We start from the raw sequence: 19,048 nt of genomic DNA, 5'->3' as shown, positions 1-19,048 counted from the left end.
AAAGGCAAGCCGTTGGCAAGCCGTTACCGACGAAGCGAGGCCCGGCAGGCCTTAGGGCGGCGTAGGCAGTCCTTCGATCTTCGGCAGTTCGCGGGCGACGACGTCGGTGGGCCGGGCGCCGACCTCCTGCCGTGCAAGCGCGACAGTGAGCTTCTGGGCGCCTTCGGGCGACATCTGGCCCATGATCTCGGAGAGCTTGCGCGGGTTCATCAGCGACGCGACGTCGAGCAGCACCGCGGGGTCCAGCTTCTCGAAGATCCGCGCCGCCTCCTTGACCTTCATCGTCTCGTACATCGTGACGAGGTTCTTGAGCCGCGCCTTTTCCTCGTCGGCGCGCTTGCGATCCACCTCCGCGACCGAGGTCTCGACCCGCTTGAGCTCTTCGAGGCGCTCCTCGAGGCGCTTCTCGGCGGCCTTGAGGAGATTCTCGCGCAGCTCGAGGTCGGAGGCGCGCGAATCCAGCATCTCGCGGCGCTTCTGCAGCGCCTCCAGCAGCGCCTTCTGCGAGGCCGACTGCTCGCTCTCCCCTCCCCGCGGCTCGGCCTTGGCCGGCTGGGCCGTCGCGGCCGGCGGCTGGCCGACCTCGGAGGCCGCAGGCAGGCCCGGTTCGGCGGTCGCGGCCTGCGCGGGGGAGAACAGATAGCCGCTGTGGGTCGCGAGGCCCGCGAGCTTGAGCGTGAGCAGCGCTCCGGCGGCGATCATCACCACCGGCATCAGCCGCATGCGCGACGGCTCGCTCATGCGGCGTCGCCGAGGCTGAGCGCGCGGACGCGCGACGCGAACAGTTCGGCGGCGGCCGCCGTGGCGGCCGAAGCGCTCAGGACCGGCGGTGCGGCGCGCTCGCGCTCCGCCGCCTCGCGGCGCGCGGCGGCGACCCGCGCCTCTTCCTCGGCGCGGCGGCGGGCTTCCAGCCGCGCGGCCTCGCGTTCGGCCCCGAGCTGGTCGATCTGCTCGCGCGACGCGACCCGGGAGGCATGCTCGCGAGCCGCCTTGGCGATCTTCGTGATGCGCTCGATGACCTCTTCGCCGGCTGCGAGCTGCCTCGCCATGTCCTGCGAGAGCCCCTGCGCCTTGCCGAGACGCTCGGCGAGCGTCTCCTCGCAGGCGCCGACGGTCGCCCGCAGCGCCACGATCGAGCGCTCGGCGGCGTGCGTCGCGCCGACCAGTTCTCCGATCGTCTGGCGCATCATCGTCTCGTCGCCCCGCAGACGCCGCAGCCGCCTGTCGAGCACGGCGCAGTAGACGATCGTGGCGGCGAGCAGCACCGCGACGAGCGACTCGATGGCGATCCCGATCAGATTCTCCATCACGAGGCCTCCTTCCGGGTCTGACCGGCGGCCTCGAAGGCCGCGAGCGTGGTGCGCGAGCGGCGCAGCGGCCGCGCGACCTGGACGGCGACGCGCTCGCCGGAGCGCCCCATCCGGGCTTCCGTCACGACCTCGTCGCCGCACCGCAGTTCGACCAGCGCGTCCGGCTTGATGTCGAGCATCAGCGTGTCGCCGACATCGAGGTTGAGGATCGTCTTGAGCGGCAGCTTCTTCTCGTAGAGCACCGCCGAGACCTCCGCCTGCGCGGCCCAGATCTCGGTCGCGAGATGACCTTCCCAAGTGGTGTCGCGGCCGAACTTCTCGCCCATGAACATCTGCAGCAGCACGTCGCGGATCGGCTCGATCGTCGCATAGGGCAGCAGCATCTGGATGCCGCCGCCGCGATCCTCCATGTCGACCCGCAGCGTCACCAGGATCGCGGCGTTGGCCGGCCGCGTGATGGCGGCGAAGCGGGGATTGGTCTCGAGCCGGTCGAGCGAGAAGTCCACCGGGCTGACCGGCCTGAACGCGTGCTCCGCGTCGGTCAGCACCACCTCGATCATGCGCTGGACGAGGCTGGTCTCGATCGTGGTGTAGGGCCGGCCCTCGACCTTCATCTTGGTCACGCCGCGCCGCCCGCCGAGCAGGACGTCGATGATCGAGTAGATCAGCGCGGAATCGACCGTGACCAGCCCGAAGCCGTCCCACTGCTCGGCCTTGAACACCGACAGGATCGCCGGCAGCGGAATCGAGTTGAGGTAATCGCCGAACCTGACGGAGCGGATGCCGTCGAGCGAGACCTCGACATTGTCCGACGTGAAGTTGCGCAGCGAGGTCGTGAGCAGCCGGACGAGTCGGTCGAACACGATCTCCAGCATCGGCAGGCGTTCGTAGGACACGAGCGCCGAGTTGATGATCGCCCGGATGCCGGACTGATCCGAGAGACCGAGTTCGTCGGGGTTGAACCCGAGCAGCCCGTCGACCTCGTCCTGGTTGAGCACGCGGTCCGCGCCGCCCTTGACGCCGTCGGGGCCGCCGCCGCCGGACTCGTCGAGCGTCGCAGCCCAGCCGCCGGCCATCCCGCCGGCGTCGCCGACCTGCTCGTTCATCGCCGCTTCCCACTCGGCGGCGAGTTCGTCGTCCGTCTTGTCCTGTCCGCCGGCCATCCGCCGCGATCTCCCCGAACGCCGCTACTGGATCACGATGTCCTTGAACAGCACCGCCTCGACGCGCGCGGGCGCGACCGCGACGTTGACGCGACGCAGAAGCTCTTCCTTCAGGCGATAGGCGCCCGAGGACCCCCTGATGTCCTCCGGCCGCAGTTCGCGCAGATGCGTCTGAAAGCTGTCGAGGACGCGCGGCATCATCGGCTTGATGGCTTCGGCCATCTCGGGCTTGTCGACCTCGAGCGCGATGGCGAGGCGGACGTAACGCTGCTTCTGGGTGTCGGCCGTCGCGAGGTTGACGGTCATCTCGGGCAGGTCGAGGAACGCCGCCTTGGCTGGCGCGGGCGCATGCGCCGCCACCTTCTCCTCCGCCGCGGCGGCCTGATCCTCATGCGCGCCGCCGCTCCGGCCGAGGAGCAGATAGCCTCCGGCTCCGACGATGACGACCGCGAGCGCGGCGCCGCCCAGGATGAAGAGTTTCTTCTTGGATTTGGCCTTGGCCGTGGAGGCCTGGCCGTCCTGGTCGCTGTCCGCCATCGCACCTGCGCCGCCCGCAGGCCGCGCCCCAATTCGCCGCCGCCGGCTATGGTTAACGAATAGGTCGCAAAGCTTAACGAAACCTTGCGAAAGCCCCCGCGCCCGGCAATTCCTGCCGGGCATTTTGCGCCGTCCTGCCGCGTTGCGACCTGCCCGGCAGCGGCCGGAATTTCGCGAATCCGTTCATTTTCGAGGGAAGCGGCCGCTTGGCACGCCGCCTGCACCGGTGATGCCGGTCGCGGACGCCGTCGGGGAGGATGGCGAGCGCGGCCAGAGACATCGCAGATCGGACCGCGGGAGCGTGTGGTGGAAAACGCCTCTCTGGTCGGGTTGTCGCGGCAGGTCGCCCTGCGGCGGGAGCTCGACGTCATCTCGAACAACATCGCGAACATGAACACGACCGGCTTCAAGGCCGACTCGATGGTGTTCGCCGAATTCCTGACGTCGAAGGCGCGCGACGAGAACTTCATGCGTCGCGACCGCCCGCTGTCCTTCGTCGAAGACCGCGCCACCGTGTCGAACTTCGGCGGCGGCGAGATCCAGACCACCGGAGATCCGACGGACCTCGCGATCGACGGCGACGGCTTCTTCGAAGTCGAGAGCGACGCCGGCGTCCGCTACACGCGCAACGGCTCCTTCAAGGTCGACGCGACCGGCATGCTGGTCACGAACGAGGGCTTCCGGGTCATGACGACCAACGGGCCGCTCCAGTTCGCTCCGAACGAGACGGGCTTCACCGTCGACCAGGAGGGCCAGGTGGCGACCAGCGAAGGCGTCCGCGGCAGGCTCCGCGTCATGCGCTTCGCCAGTCTCATGGGCATGAAGAAAGAGACGTCGACGACGTTCAGCGCGACCGCCACGCCGACCGAGGTGACGTCCGCCACGCGCCTGATCCAGGGCGCGGTCGAGAAGTCCAACGTCCAGGGCATCGCGGAGATGAGCCGCCTCGTCGAGGTCACCCGCTCCTACCAGAACCTGTCGTCGCTGCTCGAGCGGCAGGACGAACTGCGGCGCACGTCGATCGAGCGCCTCGCCGACGTGCCGGCTTAAGGCCAGGGAAGGAGCACCACGATGCGCGCCCTCTACACCGCCTCCACCGGCATGGCCGCCCAGGAGATGAACGTCGAGATCATCTCGAACAACATCGCCAACATGCGGACCTCGGGATTCAAGCGCCAGCGCGCCGAGTTCCAGGACCTGCTCTACGAGTCCCTGCGCCGCGTCGGCTCATCGAGCTCCGACACCGGCACGGTGCTGCCGACCGGCGTCGACATCGGCTCGGGCGTGAAGCTGGTCGCGACGCCGCGCGTCATGAGCCAGGGCTCGGTCGCGGCGACCGAAAAGCCCTACGACATCGCGATCCGGGGCGAAGGCTTCTTCCAGGTGAACCTGCCTGACGGCACCACCGCCTACACCCGCGACGGCTCGTTCGAGCTCGACCCGAACGGTCAGCTGGTGACCGCCGACGGCTATGTGGTCGCGCCCGGCATCACGGTTCCGGCCAACGCCCTCTCGGTCGCGATCAGCGCGACCGGCGAGGTCGAGGCGACCATCCAGGGCCAGACCGCGACGCAGAACCTTGGCCAGCTCCAGCTGGCGCGCTTCATGAACAAGTCCGGCCTCGAGGCGAAGGGCGACAACCTGTTCCTCGAGACCCCGGCGAGCGGAACGCCGCTCGTCGACATCCCGGGCGCCGAGGGCTTCGGATCGGTGCTGCAGTCCTATCTCGAGCAGTCCAACGTCAACGCCGTCACCGAAATCTCCGACCTGATCGCCGCCCAGCGCGCCTACGAGATGAACTCGAAGGTCGTCTCCTCGGCGGACCAGATGCTGCAGGCCAGCGCGGCGATGATGCGATGAGCCAGACGATGAGACGTCTCCTTATCGCCGGGCCGCTGCTCGGCATGCTCGCGGGCGCGGCCTCGGCCGCGCCGCTGCTCAGGCCCGAGGCCGTCGTCACCGGCGACCTCGTGGTCGCGGGCGATCTGATCGAGGGGGCCGGAGAGCGCGCCGGCGTCGCGCTTTTCCGCGCCCCCGACCCCGGCATGACCGGCCGGGTGCCGGCCGAGCAGGTGATCGCCGCGGCGCGGCAGGCCGGGATCGACGACGTCGCCCTGGGCGGGCTCGCAGCCGTCACGGTGACGAGGCCGAGCCGCGAGGTCTCGGTCGCCGAGATACAGGCGCTGCTGACCGCCCGCTTCGCCGCCGACGCTGATCTTCCGGCGGAAGCGGTGGCGATCACGCTCGACCGGGAAGGCCCGCTGCGCCTCGATCCGCGCGACGCGGGACCGCTTCAGCTCGCCCGCTTCGCCCTCGACCGCGCGACGGGTCGTTTCGAGGCCGAGATCGAGGCGCGCGAGCGTCACGGCGGAAGAGCCGCCGCCGTCGTGACCGGCACGGCCGCCGAGACTGTCGAGACCGCGACCCTCCTCCGCCCCCTTTCCCGTGGAGACCTGGTGACGGCCGCCGACGTAAGGATCGAGCGCCGCCCGCGGCCGGCGGGAGCGGAGCCGCTGGCGCTCGACATCGTCGGGCTCGCCGCGCGCCGGCCGCTCCGGGAGGGCCAGGCGCTCCGGGAGTCCGACCTGATGCGGCCGCAGCATGTCCAGCGCGGCGGATTCATCACCCTGGTGTACGTCGCCGATGGCCTCTCCCTGTCCCTGAAGGCCAAGGCCCTCGCCGCCGGCGCCGCCGGCGACGTGATCGCCGTCCAGAACCTGCAGTCCAAGCGCGTCGTCAACGGCGTGGTCACGGGACCTTCCGAGGTCACCGTCACCGCGCCAACGACCACCGTCGCCCGCCGCTGACGAAGGAGCGCCAGTCATGACGCAGCGCCACGCCCTCCGCCTTCTTTCGCTCGGCGTCGCCGCCCTCTCGCTCGCAGGCTGCGGCGCGGCGGACCGGCTCGCCAATGTCGGCAAGCAGCCGTCCCTCTCGGCGATCGAGAATCCGACCACGCAGCCGGGCTACAAGCCGGTGCAGATGCCGATGCCCGAAGTGATGCCGGTCTCGTACCAGCCGAACTCGCTGTGGCAGGCCGGCGCCACGGGCTTTTTCAAGGATCCGCGCGCCAAACGGGTCGGCGACCTGCTGACCGTCCGGGTGCAGATCACCGACAAGGCGGAGATCGAGAACACGACCAAGCGCGCGCGCAGCAGCTCCGAGCAGTCCGGCGTCGACAACTTCCTCGGCTTCGAGACCAAGCTCGGCAAGTTCCTGCCGAACGCCGTCGACCCCTCGAACCTGATCAAGGCGGGCTCCACCGCCTCGAGCGAGGGCGCAGGCTCGGTGGACCGCAAGGAGACGCTGACCACCAACGTCGCGGCGGTCGTCACCCAGGTGCTGCCCAATGGCTCGCTCGTCATCGAGGGCAAGCAGGAGATCCGGGTCAACTTCGAGGTGCGCGAGCTGATCGTCGCGGGCATCGTGCGGACCGAGGACATCGACGCGGACAACACCATCGCGAGCGAGAAGATCGCGCAGGCCCGCATCGCCTATGGCGGTCGCGGCCAGATCACCGACGTGCAGCAGCCGCGCTACGGCCAGCAGGTGATGGACGTGCTGCTGCCCTTCTGAGCCCTTGTTCCAGAGATCGCGGGAGCGGGCCGGCGCCGGCCCTCCTCCGCGGCGCCCGAAGGGCGGCGTCCACCCCGCCCCTCGGACCTGAGCGGCCGCCGGCTCCCCCCGGCGGCCGCTGACGGCTCAGCCGTAGCGGTTCCGCCCCGGAGAACCGCGCTGGCAGAAGAACACGATGAGGATGATCGCGCCGATCACCGGCAGAAACAGCCAGAGGTAGTTCCAGCCGGTGCGATCCGTGTCGTGCAGCCTGCGGACGGCGACGGAGATGCCCGGGATCAGCAGCGCGAGCTGCCATATCGACGATATCGGGTCGATGCGCCCGCTGTTGCCGAACAGCGCCACATCCAGAGACGCGGCCACGACCGAGCTCAGCACGACGAACAGCACGGCGTACCAATACTCGGAGCGGGACGCCCGCCCGGAGAAGGTCGCGTAGTTCGAGAAGAACAGCCGCGTGGCCTCCATGAAGCCGACCGATCTCGGGCCGCGGTCGGGCCGGGCGCTCACCAGCGGAACGGACGAACGGCCGGCCGGTCCCGATCCGGGTGCACGGAGAAGGTCGGTGTCAGCCAAGGGTCGCCATCCCGAGCCCTCGGACCAGACCTGCGTGCGAGCGTCGATCGCCCCCTCGGACGCCAGCGCCGCGATCTGTTCTCTTGAGAACGGCCCCTTGCTTTCGGACCCCGAAAGGTAAAACCACGCGTCCGACTGGCTCATCCGCTCTCCCCCTGGAAGGTCGGGAAGAGACTACCCGACGCCCGGACGTCTCGGGCGGAAGACTTTAGTCCCGCCTACGACTTTCCTGCCTTGCCCGGCTTCAGCCTCAGCACCCGGCCGTCGTCGCTGTCGGTCAGCAGGTAAAGCAGGCCGTCCGGCCCCTGACGGACATCACGGATGCGCTCGCCGAGATCCTCGAGCAGGCGCTCCTCGTGAACGACCTTTCCGTCCGCGAGTTCGAGCCGGTCGAGCATCGGGATCGCCAGTCCGCCCACGAACACGCTGCCCTGCCAGCCCGGATAGGCGTCGCCCGTATAGAAGACGAGGCCGGACGGGCCGATCGAAGGATCCCAGTAATAGACCGGTTGCTCCATGCCCTCCTTCTCGGTCCCTTCGCCGAGCTTGGCGCCAGAATATTCCCGGCCATAGGAGATCACCGGCCAGCCATAGTTCTTGCCCGCCTCCGGCCGGTTGAGCTCGTCGCCGCCGCGCGGGCCATGCTCGACCGTCCAGAGCCGGCCGGTTCCTGGCTCGATGGCCGCGCCCTGAATGTTGCGGTGGCCGTAGGACCAGATCTCGGGCTTGGCGTCGGGGCGGCCGGCGAAGGGATTGTCGGCGGCCGGCGTCCCGTCCGGCTCCAGCCGGACCACCTTGCCGAGCGTCTCGTCGAGGGCCTGCGACTTGACGCGGAACTGGTCGTCCGAGCGCTCTCCGGTGGTGACGAAGAGCCTGCCGTCCGGCGCGAACGCGATCCGCGAGCCGAAATGCTTGGTGGAGGCGTATTTCGGCGACTGGCGCCAGATCACCTGGACGTCTTCGAGCCGCGCGGCGTTGTCGGCGAGCCGGCCGCGGCCGAGCGCCGTGCCGTTCACCCCGCCCTCGCCGGCTTCCGCGAAGGTGAAGTAGACGAGCCGGTTCTTGCCGAAGTCAGGCGAGATCGCGACGTCGAACAGGCCGCCCTGCCCGCGCGCGTCGACCTTCGGCATGCCGGTCACCGGCGCCGAGACCTTGCCGTCGGGCGAAACCAGCCGCAGCCGGCCCGCCTTCTCGGTCACCAGCATGCGCCCGCCAGGAAGAAAGGCGAGCCCCCACGGGCGCTCCAGCCCGTCCGCCACCGTCTCCACGGAGACCGCCGGCTGAGGCTTGGCGGCGTCGCTCCGCGCGCGGGTCTGGGCCGCCGCGAACGCCGTCGCGACCATTCCGGCGAGCGCGCAGACGGCGACGGCGCCCATCGCGGTTCGTGTCAGGCTGCGCTGACGCATATCGTGTCTCCCTCCGTCGCGGGGGACATGTAGCGCCGCCGCCGCGCCCTTCAAAGCACGGCGCGGTCACCTGTCCGCGAAGGCGTCGGTCGCGCGGATGAGACGATCGAGAATGCCCGGCTCCGAAAACGCGTGACCGGCGTCCGGCACGAGGTGGAACTCCGCCTCCGGCCAGGCGCGCTTCAGGTCCCATGCGGTGACGGCCGGGGTCGCGACGTCGTAGCGGCCCTGCACGATGACTCCCGGGATTCCGCTCAGCCGGTGCGCATCGCGGATGAGCTGTCCCTCATCGAACCAGCCCGCATGGGTGAAGTAGTGGTTCTCTATGCGGGCGAAGGCGAGCGCATAGGCGTCGCCGCCGTGCTGGCCGGCCAAGGCGGGGTCCGGCAACAGCGTTATGGTCTCGCCTTCCCAGACGCTCCACGCCTTCGCGGCCTCCAGGCGAACGGAGCGTTCGGGGCTGGTCAGGCGTCTGCGGTAGGCGGCGATCAGGTCGCCCCGCTCCTCCACGGGTATCGGCGCGAGGAAGCTCTCCCATTTGTCCGGGAAGAGCAGCGAGGCGCCCGACTGGTAGTACCATTCCAACTCGAAGCGCCGCAGCGTGAAGATCCCGCGCAGGATCAACCCTGTGACGCGCTCCGGATGGGTCTCCGCATAAGCGAGCGCGAGAGTCGAGCCCCAGGAGCCGCCGAACACCAGCCAGCGCTCGGCGCCGGTCAGTTCGCGCAGCCGCTCCATGTCCGCCACGAGATGCCAGGTGGTGTTCGCCTCGAGCTCCGCATGGGGCGTCGAGCGGCCGCAGCCGCGCTGGTCGAACAGCAGGATCCGGTAGCGCGCGGGGTCGAACAGCCGCCGGTGCGCCGCGCCGCAGCCGCCGCCGGGCCCGCCATGCAGGAACACCACAGGCTGGCCTTGCGGGTTGCCGCAGAGCTCCCAGTAGACCCGGTGGCCGTCGCCGACGTCGAGATGACCGTGCTGGTAAGGTTCGATCGGCGGGTAGAGCTTGCGTCGCGCTCCGCCCGTCTCCGGCTCGCTCGCCGCATCCGCCATGAATCATCTCCCGCCACCCGCCACGGTCGCCCCCCGAGCGGCGTGCGTCAACGTTCCGGCGCCCGGCAGAAACTGCCGCTCGGCAGCGGATGCGTGGCCGGCCGTTCCGGCCAACGGCCACTCAGCCATTGAAAACACTCGGCTATTCGACTGGCGCGCGGTTTGCGTGGGCGTAAGGGAGGCCGCGGCTTGCGCGCGCGGCCTGATGAGGTTCTGCGGCTTCGGGAGACGGCAATGGGTATCTTCGGCGCGCTGACGACGGCGGTGAGCGGGCTCCAGGCGCAGTCCTATGCGCTTGAAAACATCTCGGGCAACATCGCGAACTCGCAGACGACGGGGTACAAGCGCACCGACACCTCCTTCGCGGACCTCGTGCTGAGCGGCGACCTCAACGTCAACCGCCAGGTCGCCGGTTCGGTCCAGGCGTTCTCGCGCTCAAGCAACGACGTGCAGGGCACCCTGCAGGCCTCGAGCTCCGGCACCTCGATCGCGATCAACGGCCAGGGCTTCTTCGTCGTGCAGGACAACACCGGCCAGGTCGACGGCAAGCCGACCTTCGGCGGCGGCGATCTCTACACGCGCCGCGGCGACTTCACGATCGACAAGAACGGCTACGTGGTCAACGGCGCGGGCTATTACCTGAAGGGCCTGGCGGTCGACTCGCGGACCGGCAACCCGACCGGGTCGGCCTCCGAAATCATCAAGCTGTCGAACGACTTCTATCCGGCCGAGGCGACCACCTCGGTCACCTACCGCGCGAACCTTCCCTCGGCGCCGCAGACCGCCAATTACGTCTCCGGCGACGAGAGCTCATGGCTGCTCGGCTCGAGCTTCGGCGCCAGCGTCACCGCCGACCAGTCGGACGCGTTCATCGCAAGCAGCGTCAGCGGCGACGCGGTGACGGTCTATGACGACAAGGGCACCGCCTACGACGTCCAGTTCCGCTGGGGCAAGGTGACCAACGAGGACGCGACGTCGGGCGCGCAGGACACCTGGGCGCTCTATTATCTGTCCGATCCGACCGCGACGGGCTCGGAGGCCGCCTGGACCAAGGTGGACGCCAACCCGTCGGCGGCGGGAACGCAGAACTACGTGTTCAACTCCGACGGCGCGCTGGTGACGCCGACCGACGGCGTCACCTCGATCGCCAACCTGACGATCGACGGCAAATCGCTCGGCGCGGTCACGCTCGACCACGGCACCGGCCTGACCCAGTACGCCGACACCAATGGCGGGGTGACGACGAAGCAGCTGACGCAGAACGGCGTGTCCTCCGGCAACGTGGTCAGCGTCTCCATCAATGACGGCGGCCTCGTCAACGCGACCTACTCGAACGGCAAGTCGCGCACGCTCTACAAGGTCCCGGTGGTGAGCTTCTACGCCGAGAACCAGCTCTCCCATGTCGACGGCGGCGCCTATCAGCAGACGGTCGCGTCCGGCGCGCCGATCGCCGGCGAAGGCGAGATCGTGGGCTCCGCGCTCGAGCAGTCGAACGTCGACATCGCCGACGAGTTCTCGAAGATGATCGTCACCCAGCAGGCCTACTCGGCCAATACGCGCGTGGTCTCGGCGTCGGACTCGATGATGCAGGACACGTTGAGCATGGTCCGCTGACGGCGGACGAAGCCAGCTCACCTGAGGACCCGACGAGATGGGCCTTTCCTCCGCGCTCGGCGCCGCGCTTTCGGGCCTGAAGGCGAGCCAGTCCGGCCTAGACCTCGTGGCGGCGAACGTCGCCAATGCGGGCTCCCCCGGCTACACCAAGAAGACGCTCGTCACCGAACAGGCGGTGGCGGGCGGCGTCACGGTGGGCGTCCGGGCGGACGACGTGCGCCGCGAACTCGACGTCTATCTCCAGCGCCAGCTCCGCACCGAGACGGCGGGCGCCAGCTACGCGGCGACGCGCGCGAACTATCTCGATCGGCTGCAGAGCGTGTTCGGCACGCCGGGCGGCGACCTTTCGCTCGACACGGTCGCGCAGGGCTTCGCCAGCGCCCTCGATGCGCTCGTCGCATCGCCTGACGACCAGAGCGCGCGGTCGAACGTGCTGTCGCAGGCGCAGATCTTCGCGCAGACCCTGAACGCCGCGTCGAGCAGCGTGCAGGAGCTGCGCGGCCAGGCCGATCGCGCCATGAGCGCGGGCGTCGACCGGGCCAACGAGGCCCTGAAGTCGATCGAGAGCCTGACGGCCCAGATCGCCAGGGCGATCGCGCAGGGCCAGTCCACCGCGGCTCTTGAAGACCAGCGCGACCAGGCGATCGACACGCTGTCCTCGCTGATGGACGTCAAGGTCGAGGATCTTGGCGCCGGCCAGATCCGCGTGAAGACGCAGAGCGGCCTGTCGCTCTATGACGGCCAGGCCTCGACGCTGCAGTTCCAGCCGTCGAGCACGATCGTCCCGCAGGCGCAATACGCCTCCGACGCCGCCGCCAGCAGCCTTGGAACGATCACGCTGGTGCGTCCCTCGGGCTATTCGGTCGATCTGCTCGCGAGCGGCCAGCTCCGCTCCGGGGAGCTCCGCGCGCTGGCGGATTTGCGCGACAAGACGCTCCCGCAGGCCCAGACGCAGCTCGACGAACTCGCGTCCAGTCTCGCCCAGGCGCTCGGCTCCAACGTCACCTCCGTCAGCCCGACGGCGGGCGGCGTCGACCTGACGACGCAGGGGGCGCTGCCCGGCGACCGGCTCTCCGTCACCTATTCGGACGGCGGCGCCACGCGGTCGGTGACGATCGTCAACGTCGGCGACGCGAGCAAGCTGCCGCTCGCTGACGGCCTGACGGCGGACCCGAACGACACCGTCATCGGGATCGACTTCTCGTCGCCGACCGCCGCGGCCGACCTGAACGCGGCCCTCGCGGCGAAGGGGATCGGCCTCGGCGCCGCGGCGAACGCCGACGGCTTCCGTTTCACGTCTAACGCGCCCGGCCTCAGCATCTCGGCCGGATCGTCCCGGATCACGGCGACCTCGCTGTCCGGCGGCGGGCTCGCGCTGCCGGTGTTCGTCGACGGCGCCGGCGGGGATCCGTACTCGAACAGTCTCGACGGCGGCGCCCAACGGACCGGCTTCGCGGGGCGCATCGCGGTCAATCCGGACCTGCTGGACGACCCCGAAGCCCTCACCCGCTATGCGGGCGGCGCAGCCTCCGGCGACGACGCCAGGCCGGCCTTCCTGCGCGACGCCCTGGCGGCTCGCACGAGCTTCCGCGCGGACACCGGTCTCGGCGGCGCGGCCTCGCCTTTCACGGGATCGGTCGTCGAATTCGCCGGCGGCGTCATCAACATGCAGGCGAGCGCCAGCGCCGCCGCGACGCGGATCGCCGATGGCCAGTCCCTGGTCGTCTCGGCGCTGACCGACCGCTTCTCTGAGTCCTCGGGCGTCGACACGGACGAGGAGATGGGCAAGCTGATCCAGCTCCAGACCGCCTACAGCGCCAATGCGCGCGTGATCACGGCGGTCAGGGAGATGCTCGACATGCTGATGAACGTCTGATGCGCGGCCGCGTGACCTCCAGCGCCGCGCGCCCGCGGACAAGGCCTGAACCATGACCTCGATCGGACCATATGCGGCGAGCGGCGTGGGCCGCCCCAGCCTCGTCGACGCGCTGGCCAAGAGCAGGTCTCAGCTCAACGACCTGACGCGGCAGCTATCGACCGGGATGGTGTCGGCCACCTATGCGGGCCTCGGCGACGGCCGCGCGACCTCGCTCGCGATGCGGGCGAAGCTCGCCGCGTTGTCCTCCTACGACGCCACGGCCGCGACCGTGGGCACGCGGATCGCCGTCATGGGCACGGCGCTGCAGCGCCTCGACGACATCGGCGCCGAATACAGGCTCGTCGACCCGAACGACTTCACGCTGACGACCGGGTCCGTGACGGTGACGCAGTCTCAGGCGGCGATCGACCTGCAGGACGCGATCGCGCAACTCAACACCGACGTCGGCGGACGGTTCGTGTTCTCGGGACGCACGACCGATACGAAGCCTGTGCTGTCCGCCGACGCGATCCTTGCGGACGACGGCGCCAAGGCCGGCCTGCGGACCGTGATCGCCGAGCGGAAGCTCGCGGATCTCGGCGCCGACGGCCGTGGCCGCATCGACGTCTCCGGGGTGTCCGGCTCGTCATTCAGCGTCGCCGAGGAGGCTTCCGGGCCGTTCGGCTTCAAGATCTCGTCGCTGTCGTCCTCCATGACGAACGGCGTCGCGAGCGGCCCGACCGGCTCTCCCGCGACGATCACGCTCGGCGTCACGGGGCAGCCCAAGACGGGCGACCAGATGCGGGTCGGGTTGACGCTGCCGGATGGCTCGACCGAGGAGATCGTGCTGACCGCAAAGGCTGCGGACGACACGTCGGCCCTGGCGCCCGGCGAGTTCCGCGTCGGCGCGACGCCGGCGCAGACGGCCGCGAACATGCGGGCGAGCTTCGACGCCGCGCTCAAGACACGCGCCGACACTGCGCTGGTCGCGGCGTCCGCGGTCCAGGCCGGCGAGGAATTCTTCAACGCCCCCGCCGGGAGCGGCCCCGCCCGCGTCGCCGGCTTCGACGGGAGCTATGCGAGCGACGCCGAGCGTGTGGCCGCTCTTCAAAACGCGACCGCGCTCGACAGGACCGACACCGCCGAGAAGACCGTGTCCTGGTATGTCGGCGAGACCGGGACCGACGATCCCCGCAAGACCGCGGCGGCCAGGATCGACGATGGCGTCGCCGTCGCCTACGGGGCGCGGGCCAATGAAGCCGGGACGCGTCAGGTGGTCCAGAACCTCGCCGTGTTCTCGGCGATGACCTTCTCGGCTGACGACGCCGACGCCAAGGCCCGCTATTCGGCGCTCGCCAACCGGACCATCGCCGCGCTCGGCTCCAGCGACGCGACGGCCGCCGTCAGGACGATGGCGACCGACCTCGCCGCCGCCAACAACGCCATCAAGGCGGCGAGCGCCCGGCACGCGGCGGCCAAATCGATGGCCCAGGACGCGCTCTCCGGCGTGGAGAGCGCCGACAAGGACGAGGCCACGCTCAAGATCCTCGCGCTGCAGACGCAGCTTCAGGCGAGCTATCAGGCGACGGCGACGCTGAAGAACCTCAGCCTCGTCAACTTCCTCTGACGCGCTATTCGCATTCTCTTAACCATGGCGGAAACTTGTCCCGCGCCGCGCCGGAACCAACCGGGCCTTTAACCCGGGCTTAGTGAGCCAGGCCAGACTGTCCTCGCACGCCTCAGGACGGGGCGTCACATCAAACTCCTAGGACAGGAGACTGGCATGTCTGGCGTTTCCCTGAGCGCGGCCGTTCGCTCGAACCTCCGTTCCCTGCAGTCGGCTTCCGAGCTGATGGGCCAGACGGAGCAGCGGCTCTCCACCGGCAAGAAGGTCAATTCGGCGCTCGACAATCCCTCGAGCTTCTTCACGGCCCAGGCTCTCGACCGCCGCGCGAGCGACCTGAACAACATGCTCGACAGCGTCTCCAACTCGGTCCAGACGCTGAAGGCGGCCGACAACGGCATCACCGCGATCAACGACGTCATCGAGAGCCTCAAGGCGACCGCCCGCAGCGCGGTGCAGTCCCCGCAGGCGGTGACCACCAAGGCTTCGATCAGCTCCACCGCGATCGACAACCTGTCCGAGACGAACCTGCTCGGCGGCGCTCCGTCCAACGCGACGGTCGAAGGCTCGGCGCTCACCAACGACAACACCGGCACCGCCGCCGCCGTCACCGCCAACACCAAGCTCTCCGGCACGGCCGGCGCGGCTTCGGACAACCTGGCGAGCGGCCTGACCGCCGGCGAGAAGATCACCGTCAACGGCACGGAGATCGAATTCGTGGCGTCGGGCGCGACCGGCAATCAGGTCAACATCACCGACGACATCGGTGATCTGCTCGCGAAGATCGATGGCATCACCGGCGCCAGCACGGCCTCCACGGTGGCCGCCGGCAAGCTGACCATCAGCACCGGCACGACCAGCGACCTGACGATCGGCGGCTCGAGCGCCACGCTCACCAAGCTCGGCCTCACCGCCGGCACCACCGCCCGCGGCACGCCCACCGGCGGCCTCGCCGGCCAGACCCTCAACGTCCAGGACCGCGACGGCAACACCAAGACGGTGACCTTCAGCTCCAGCGGCATCGACACGCTGGACGAGCTCAACAAGTTCTTCTCGGACAACAATGTCGACCTCGAGGCCTCGGTCTCCGTCGACGCCGCGACCAAGAAGGGCACCCTGACCCTCACGACCTCGAACGCCGCCGCGAACAAGACCCCGGTGGACCTCGAGGGCACGGCCACGGCCTCCGGCGCGGCGTTCGCCTCCAAGAGCTTCTCGGCTCCGGTCGTCAGCGGCGCGGGCAAGGAAACCCGTGACAACTATCGTAAGGACTTCAACGACGCGCTGAAGCAGATCTCGTCGCTGGCCAAGGACGCCAGCTATAACGGCGTGAACCTGCTCAATGGCGACGACCTGAGCATCGTGTTCAACGAGGACGGCTCGTCGAAGCTCGACGTCAAGGGCGTGGATTTCGACGCCGCCAGCCTCGGCATCACGGAGCTGAGCGCCGACGACTTCTACGACTCGAACTCGATCAACAAGATCATCGACAAGCTCGACAAGGCTGCCGCCACCCTGGAGCAGACTTCGTCGAAGTTCGGTTCGCAGCTGCAGATCGTGCAGACGCGGCAGACCTTCACGAAGAACATGATCGGCACGCTGCAGGACGGCGCCGGGGCCCTCACCGACGCCGACACCAATGAGGAGGCCGCGAACCTTGCGACGCTCCAGACCAAGCAGTCGCTGATCGTCTCCTCGCTGGCGATCTCGACCTCGCAGGAGCAGAGCATCCTCAGCCTTCTGCGCTGATCGCAAGCCGCCACACAGACCTTCCGTGAAGGGCGGAAGCTTCGGCTTCCGCCCTTCTCTCGTTTCACCGGCCAAGCGCGCGCAAAGCATTCGCAAGGAGGAATTAACCTTAACGGCTCATTAAGGTTAACAAGCCTAGATTACGTCCGCGCCCTGCTGAGGCGTCTCCCGTTAGGAGCCCTTCAATGGCCGACGTCGTTCTCAATTCCGCTATCCGCTCCAACCTCCGGAGTCTCCAGTCGACGACCGATCTCCTCGCGCAGACGGAGCAGCGGCTGTCGACCGGCAAGAAGGTCAACTCGGCCTTCGACAATCCGTCGAGCTTCTTCACGGCGAACGCGCTGGACCGGCGGGCGAGCGACCTCAACACCCTGCTCGACACTGTCGGATCCTCGGTCCAGACGCTCAAGGCGGCGGACAACGGCATCAAGGCGATCACGGACATCGTCAACACGCTCAAGGCGACCGCCAGGTCGGCCCTTCAGTCGCCGCTCGCGGTCGAGACCAAGGCGGGCGTCGAGTCGGATGCGCTGGGAGACGGCGTCACCGCCAAGAACCTCCTCGGCGGAACCGTGCTGGCGAGCGGGGACACGCTGATCGTCAAGGACAAGGACGGCGCCGACGTCACCGTGACGTTCGGAACGGGCGCCAACCAGGTGGACACGCTGGACAAGCTGAACGCCTTCTTCGAGAAGAACAACGTCCTGCTCGACGCGACCTTCGACGCCACCACCCACAAGCTGAAGCTCGAGGCCGACAACTCGGTCGCGAACTCGACGCCGCCGGCGATCTCCGGCACCGCGACCGGCGCCACCAACGCCTTCACCACGCTGACGTTCAGCGCGCCGGTCCTCGACGCGCTGGCCGCGCAGAAGCGGGCCGACTTCGCCGAGGACTACAACGCCGCTCTGAAGGAGATCAACACCATCGCGAAGGACGCCAACTACAACGGCGTCAACCTGCTGATGGGCGACGATCTCGACGTCATCTTCAACGAGGACGGATCCTCCAAGCTCAACGTCAAGGGCGTGCAGTTCGACGCCAACGGCGTCGGCCTGGCGTCGATCGCGGCCGAGGATTTCTACGACTCCTCCTCGATCAACGGCGTGCTCGACCAGATCGAGAAGTCGTTCAAGATCATCGAGGCGCAGTCGGCCAAGTTCGGGTCGCAGTTGCAGATCGTGCAGACCCGCGAGACCTTCACCAAGGACATGGTGGGCACCCTGCAGGACGGCGCGAACTCGCTCACCGCCGCCGACACCAACGAGGAAGCCGCCAACCTGGCGACGCTGCAGACCAAGCAGCAGCTGATCGTCTCGTCGCTCTCCATCTCGACGCAGCAGGATGCGGCGATCCTCCAGCTCCTGCGCTGAATTCTTTCGATCTTTCCTGCGAAGCGCGGCGGAGGCTCAGGCCTCCGCCGCGCTTCGTTTTTGAAGCTGTGCTATCTGTCGCCGCATGACCCTGAAAGTTGAACTCAAGCCCGGCGAGCGCATCGTCATCGGCCGGTCCGTGGTGACCAACGGCGCCTCGCGGACCAGCCTGCTGATCGACGGCCAGGATCCCGTCCTGCGCGAGCGTGACATCCTGCAGGAAGACGGGGCCGACACGCCCGCCAAGCGCATCTGCTACGCGGTCCAGATGATGTATCTCGCCGGATCCACGGACCGGTTGCTGCCGATCTACACGGAGCTGACCCGAGACGCGCTGAAAGCTGCGCCGAGCATGCTCGAAATCGTCGAGCGCATGAATAACTGCGTCTTAACCGGGGCGCTTTACAAAGCTTTCCGGGAAGCGCGCAAGTTGGTTGCGTACGAGGCGAGTATATTCGAGCATGCAGAGCGGAGCGCAGGCCTACGCGAGAATGGCTCAGACGACGGCGAACCCGCGTGAACGGGACGCTCAACTTCTTCTGAGAGCCGCAGCCCGCTTCGCGGCTGCGCAGACCTCCAGCCCCTTCGATCAGTCCGGCGCCCGTCAGGCCGCCATCTTCAACCGCAAGCTCTGGACGGTGTTCCTGAGCTCGGTGATGCGGGCCGAGAACCCGCTGGACGCCGGCACCAAGGCGAACATCCGCAAGATCGCGCTGTTCGTGCTTGGCCGCTGCTCCTCGGTCGAGGCCGAGCCTCGCGCCGAACAGCTGACCGCGTTGATCAACATCAACCGCAATATCGCAGAGGGCCTGCGCGGCTGAGCGGGTTCAGACGAACCGCTCGAGCGAGGGGCCCCGCGCATTGTCCGCGACCAGGGCGTCGATATAGGCCCTGAGCTTCAGGCGCGCCTCGCTGGGCGTCTGCGAGGTCACCTGCCCGGTCGCGACGTCGACCAGCCGGAACACGAAGGTCCCGGTCCGTTCGTCCTCCAGCACCTCCCGGCGGGAAGCGTCGGGGCGGGAGGCGGCGGGGCCGGAAGACCGCTGATCGCTGAGGCTCGACGGCCCGGTCGCGGGCTCCACGCGCGCGCCGCCGGCGCCCGGCCCCCTCAGGGCCGAAGCTGGCGTGACCAGCGATCCGATCGCAGAGTCCATCTCGTCCTCCGAGGATCCGCGCGCCGACGAGCCTGCGCGCTTGTCCATCCTGCCGGAG

19 protein-coding genes and 1 pseudogene are annotated in these 19,048 nt (G+C 68.8%); 11 read left to right on the top strand and 9 right to left on the bottom strand.

Features of this window, described 5'->3' with window-relative positions:
* Window positions 1-51: 51 nt before the first annotated feature.
* Genes GGR24_RS10980 through GGR24_RS10965 form a run of 4 tightly spaced genes read right to left on the bottom strand, consistent with a single transcriptional unit; the run spans window position 52 to window position 3,010 of the window.
* Complete coding sequence (locus GGR24_RS10980; protein WP_183395402.1) at window positions 52-741, bottom strand: MotE family protein; 690 nt, start codon at window positions 739-741, stop codon at window positions 52-54.
* Window positions 738-1,307 carry a DUF6468 domain-containing protein gene (locus GGR24_RS10975; RefSeq protein WP_183395401.1) on the bottom strand — a complete coding sequence of 190 codons (570 nt, stop codon included), beginning with the start codon at window positions 1,305-1,307 and terminating at the stop codon, window positions 738-740. Before GGR24_RS10975 ends, GGR24_RS10980 begins: the two co-directional genes overlap by 4 nt.
* Window positions 1,307-2,473: a flagellar motor switch protein FliM gene (fliM, locus tag GGR24_RS10970; protein WP_183395400.1), complete on the bottom strand. Its 1,167-nt coding sequence runs from the start codon at window positions 2,471-2,473 to the stop codon at window positions 1,307-1,309. Before fliM ends, GGR24_RS10975 begins: the two co-directional genes overlap by 1 nt.
* Before the next feature lie 24 nt (window positions 2,474-2,497).
* Window positions 2,498-3,010, bottom strand: coding sequence for a flagellar basal body-associated FliL family protein (locus GGR24_RS10965; protein ID WP_183395399.1), 513 nt, complete (start codon window positions 3,008-3,010; stop codon window positions 2,498-2,500).
* A gap of 306 nt (window positions 3,011-3,316) precedes the next feature.
* Here GGR24_RS10965 and flgF point away from each other — a divergent pair, with 306 nt between their 5' ends.
* From flgF to flgH, 4 genes are read left to right on the top strand one after another with little or no spacing between them, the layout of a single operon-like run.
* Complete coding sequence (flgF, locus tag GGR24_RS10960) at window positions 3,317-4,060, top strand: flagellar basal-body rod protein FlgF (protein ID WP_343066244.1); 744 nt, start codon at window positions 3,317-3,319, stop codon at window positions 4,058-4,060.
* A 21-nt stretch (window positions 4,061-4,081) separates the two neighbouring features.
* Entirely contained in the window at window positions 4,082-4,870 is a 789-nt protein-coding gene (flgG, locus tag GGR24_RS10955; RefSeq protein ID WP_183395398.1) for a flagellar basal-body rod protein FlgG, read from the top strand.
* Between the two features lie 8 nt (window positions 4,871-4,878).
* Window positions 4,879-5,817 (top strand): flagellar basal body P-ring formation chaperone FlgA, encoded by a 939-nt coding sequence (gene flgA, locus GGR24_RS10950; protein ID WP_183395397.1) that lies wholly within the window; start codon window positions 4,879-4,881, stop codon window positions 5,815-5,817.
* 16 nt (window positions 5,818-5,833) lie between these two features.
* On the top strand, window positions 5,834-6,586 hold the full coding sequence (gene flgH / locus GGR24_RS10945; RefSeq protein ID WP_183395396.1) for a flagellar basal body L-ring protein FlgH: 753 nt from the start codon (window positions 5,834-5,836) through the stop codon (window positions 6,584-6,586).
* A 126-nt stretch (window positions 6,587-6,712) separates the two neighbouring features.
* On the opposite strand, the gene GGR24_RS10940 is transcribed toward flgH, so the two are convergent.
* The 4 genes and pseudogenes from GGR24_RS10940 to pip all read right to left on the bottom strand — a co-directional run bounded on the left by GGR24_RS10940 (window position 6,713) and on the right by pip (window position 9,618).
* Window positions 6,713-7,162: a DUF805 domain-containing protein gene (locus GGR24_RS10940; RefSeq protein ID WP_246398324.1), complete on the bottom strand. Its 450-nt coding sequence runs from the start codon at window positions 7,160-7,162 to the stop codon at window positions 6,713-6,715.
* A pseudogene (locus GGR24_RS17935) lies at window positions 7,163-7,306 on the bottom strand (DUF4339 domain-containing protein); the annotation flags it as partial. It lies immediately after the preceding gene.
* 74 nt (window positions 7,307-7,380) lie between these two features.
* Entirely contained in the window at window positions 7,381-8,568 is a 1,188-nt protein-coding gene (locus GGR24_RS10935) for a PQQ-dependent sugar dehydrogenase (RefSeq protein WP_183395394.1), read from the bottom strand.
* Window positions 8,569-8,634: 66 nt separating this feature from the next.
* The gene (gene pip, locus GGR24_RS10930; protein WP_183395393.1) at window positions 8,635-9,618 is read right to left on the bottom strand and encodes a prolyl aminopeptidase; all 984 of its coding nucleotides are present in this window, start codon (window positions 9,616-9,618) and stop codon (window positions 8,635-8,637) included.
* Window positions 9,619-9,852: 234 nt separating this feature from the next.
* Between pip and GGR24_RS10925 the strand changes: the two genes are divergently transcribed.
* The 7 genes from GGR24_RS10925 (at window position 9,853) to GGR24_RS10895 (ending at window position 18,657) form a co-directional block, all read left to right on the top strand.
* The gene (locus tag GGR24_RS10925; RefSeq protein ID WP_183395392.1) at window positions 9,853-11,232 is read left to right on the top strand and encodes a flagellar hook protein FlgE; all 1,380 of its coding nucleotides are present in this window, start codon (window positions 9,853-9,855) and stop codon (window positions 11,230-11,232) included.
* A gap of 37 nt (window positions 11,233-11,269) precedes the next feature.
* Window positions 11,270-13,108: a flagellar hook-associated protein FlgK gene (gene flgK / locus GGR24_RS10920; protein WP_183395391.1), complete on the top strand. Its 1,839-nt coding sequence runs from the start codon at window positions 11,270-11,272 to the stop codon at window positions 13,106-13,108.
* A 52-nt stretch (window positions 13,109-13,160) separates the two neighbouring features.
* Entirely contained in the window at window positions 13,161-14,717 is a 1,557-nt protein-coding gene (locus GGR24_RS10915; RefSeq protein WP_183395390.1) for a flagellin, read from the top strand.
* A gap of 156 nt (window positions 14,718-14,873) precedes the next feature.
* Window positions 14,874-16,463, top strand: coding sequence for a flagellin N-terminal helical domain-containing protein (locus GGR24_RS10910; RefSeq protein ID WP_183395389.1), 1,590 nt, complete (start codon window positions 14,874-14,876; stop codon window positions 16,461-16,463).
* A 185-nt stretch (window positions 16,464-16,648) separates the two neighbouring features.
* The gene (locus GGR24_RS10905; protein WP_183395388.1) at window positions 16,649-17,836 is read left to right on the top strand and encodes a flagellin N-terminal helical domain-containing protein; all 1,188 of its coding nucleotides are present in this window, start codon (window positions 16,649-16,651) and stop codon (window positions 17,834-17,836) included.
* Between the two features lie 85 nt (window positions 17,837-17,921).
* Window positions 17,922-18,356, top strand: a complete 435-nt coding sequence (locus GGR24_RS10900; protein WP_183395387.1) for a flagellar biosynthesis repressor FlbT — start codon at window positions 17,922-17,924, stop codon at window positions 18,354-18,356.
* On the top strand, window positions 18,328-18,657 hold the full coding sequence (locus tag GGR24_RS10895; protein ID WP_246398322.1) for a flagellar biosynthesis regulator FlaF: 330 nt from the start codon (window positions 18,328-18,330) through the stop codon (window positions 18,655-18,657). Before GGR24_RS10900 ends, GGR24_RS10895 begins: the two co-directional genes overlap by 29 nt.
* 6 nt (window positions 18,658-18,663) lie before the next feature.
* Here GGR24_RS10895 and GGR24_RS10890 read toward each other — a convergent pair whose 3' ends face one another.
* Window positions 18,664-18,990, bottom strand: a complete 327-nt coding sequence (locus tag GGR24_RS10890; protein ID WP_183395385.1) for a hypothetical protein — start codon at window positions 18,988-18,990, stop codon at window positions 18,664-18,666.
* Window positions 18,991-19,048: the final 58 nt, after the last annotated feature.

The sequence above is a fragment of the Hansschlegelia beijingensis genome (assembly GCF_014196425.1).
GTDB classification, from domain to species: Bacteria; Pseudomonadota; Alphaproteobacteria; order Rhizobiales; family Methylopilaceae; genus Methylopila; species Methylopila beijingensis.
The sequence above is the reverse complement of the archived record's forward strand: the minus strand, read 5'-3'. Positions and strand labels throughout refer to the sequence as shown.

Excerpts from the sequence above, each read along its gene's own strand:
- GGR24_RS10905 (WP_183395388.1), top strand. The coding sequence starts at position 16,649 with ATGGCCGACGTCGTTCTCAATTCCGCTATCCGCTCCAACCTCCGGAGT.
- GGR24_RS10925 (WP_183395392.1), top strand. The coding sequence starts at position 9,853 with ATGGGTATCTTCGGCGCGCTGACGACGGCGGTGAGCGGGCTCCAGGCG.
- GGR24_RS10975 (WP_183395401.1), bottom strand. The coding sequence starts at position 1,307 with ATGGAGAATCTGATCGGGATCGCCATCGAGTCGCTCGTCGCGGTGCTG.
- flgK (WP_183395391.1), top strand. The coding sequence starts at position 11,270 with ATGGGCCTTTCCTCCGCGCTCGGCGCCGCGCTTTCGGGCCTGAAGGCG.
- flgA (WP_183395397.1), top strand. The coding sequence starts at position 4,879 with ATGAGACGTCTCCTTATCGCCGGGCCGCTGCTCGGCATGCTCGCGGGC.
- pip (WP_183395393.1), bottom strand. The coding sequence starts at position 9,618 with ATGGCGGATGCGGCGAGCGAGCCGGAGACGGGCGGAGCGCGACGCAAG.
- flgG (WP_183395398.1), top strand. The coding sequence starts at position 4,082 with ATGCGCGCCCTCTACACCGCCTCCACCGGCATGGCCGCCCAGGAGATG.
- GGR24_RS10910 (WP_183395389.1), top strand. The coding sequence starts at position 14,874 with ATGTCTGGCGTTTCCCTGAGCGCGGCCGTTCGCTCGAACCTCCGTTCC.
- GGR24_RS10895 (WP_246398322.1), top strand. The coding sequence starts at position 18,328 with ATGGCTCAGACGACGGCGAACCCGCGTGAACGGGACGCTCAACTTCTT.
- GGR24_RS10935 (WP_183395394.1), bottom strand. The coding sequence starts at position 8,568 with ATGCGTCAGCGCAGCCTGACACGAACCGCGATGGGCGCCGTCGCCGTC.
- fliM (WP_183395400.1), bottom strand. The coding sequence starts at position 2,473 with ATGGCCGGCGGACAGGACAAGACGGACGACGAACTCGCCGCCGAGTGG.
- GGR24_RS10915 (WP_183395390.1), top strand. The coding sequence starts at position 13,161 with ATGACCTCGATCGGACCATATGCGGCGAGCGGCGTGGGCCGCCCCAGC.
- GGR24_RS10965 (WP_183395399.1), bottom strand. The coding sequence starts at position 3,010 with ATGGCGGACAGCGACCAGGACGGCCAGGCCTCCACGGCCAAGGCCAAA.
- GGR24_RS10890 (WP_183395385.1), bottom strand. The coding sequence starts at position 18,990 with ATGGACTCTGCGATCGGATCGCTGGTCACGCCAGCTTCGGCCCTGAGG.
- GGR24_RS10900 (WP_183395387.1), top strand. The coding sequence starts at position 17,922 with ATGACCCTGAAAGTTGAACTCAAGCCCGGCGAGCGCATCGTCATCGGC.
- GGR24_RS10980 (WP_183395402.1), bottom strand. The coding sequence starts at position 741 with ATGAGCGAGCCGTCGCGCATGCGGCTGATGCCGGTGGTGATGATCGCC.
- flgH (WP_183395396.1), top strand. The coding sequence starts at position 5,834 with ATGACGCAGCGCCACGCCCTCCGCCTTCTTTCGCTCGGCGTCGCCGCC.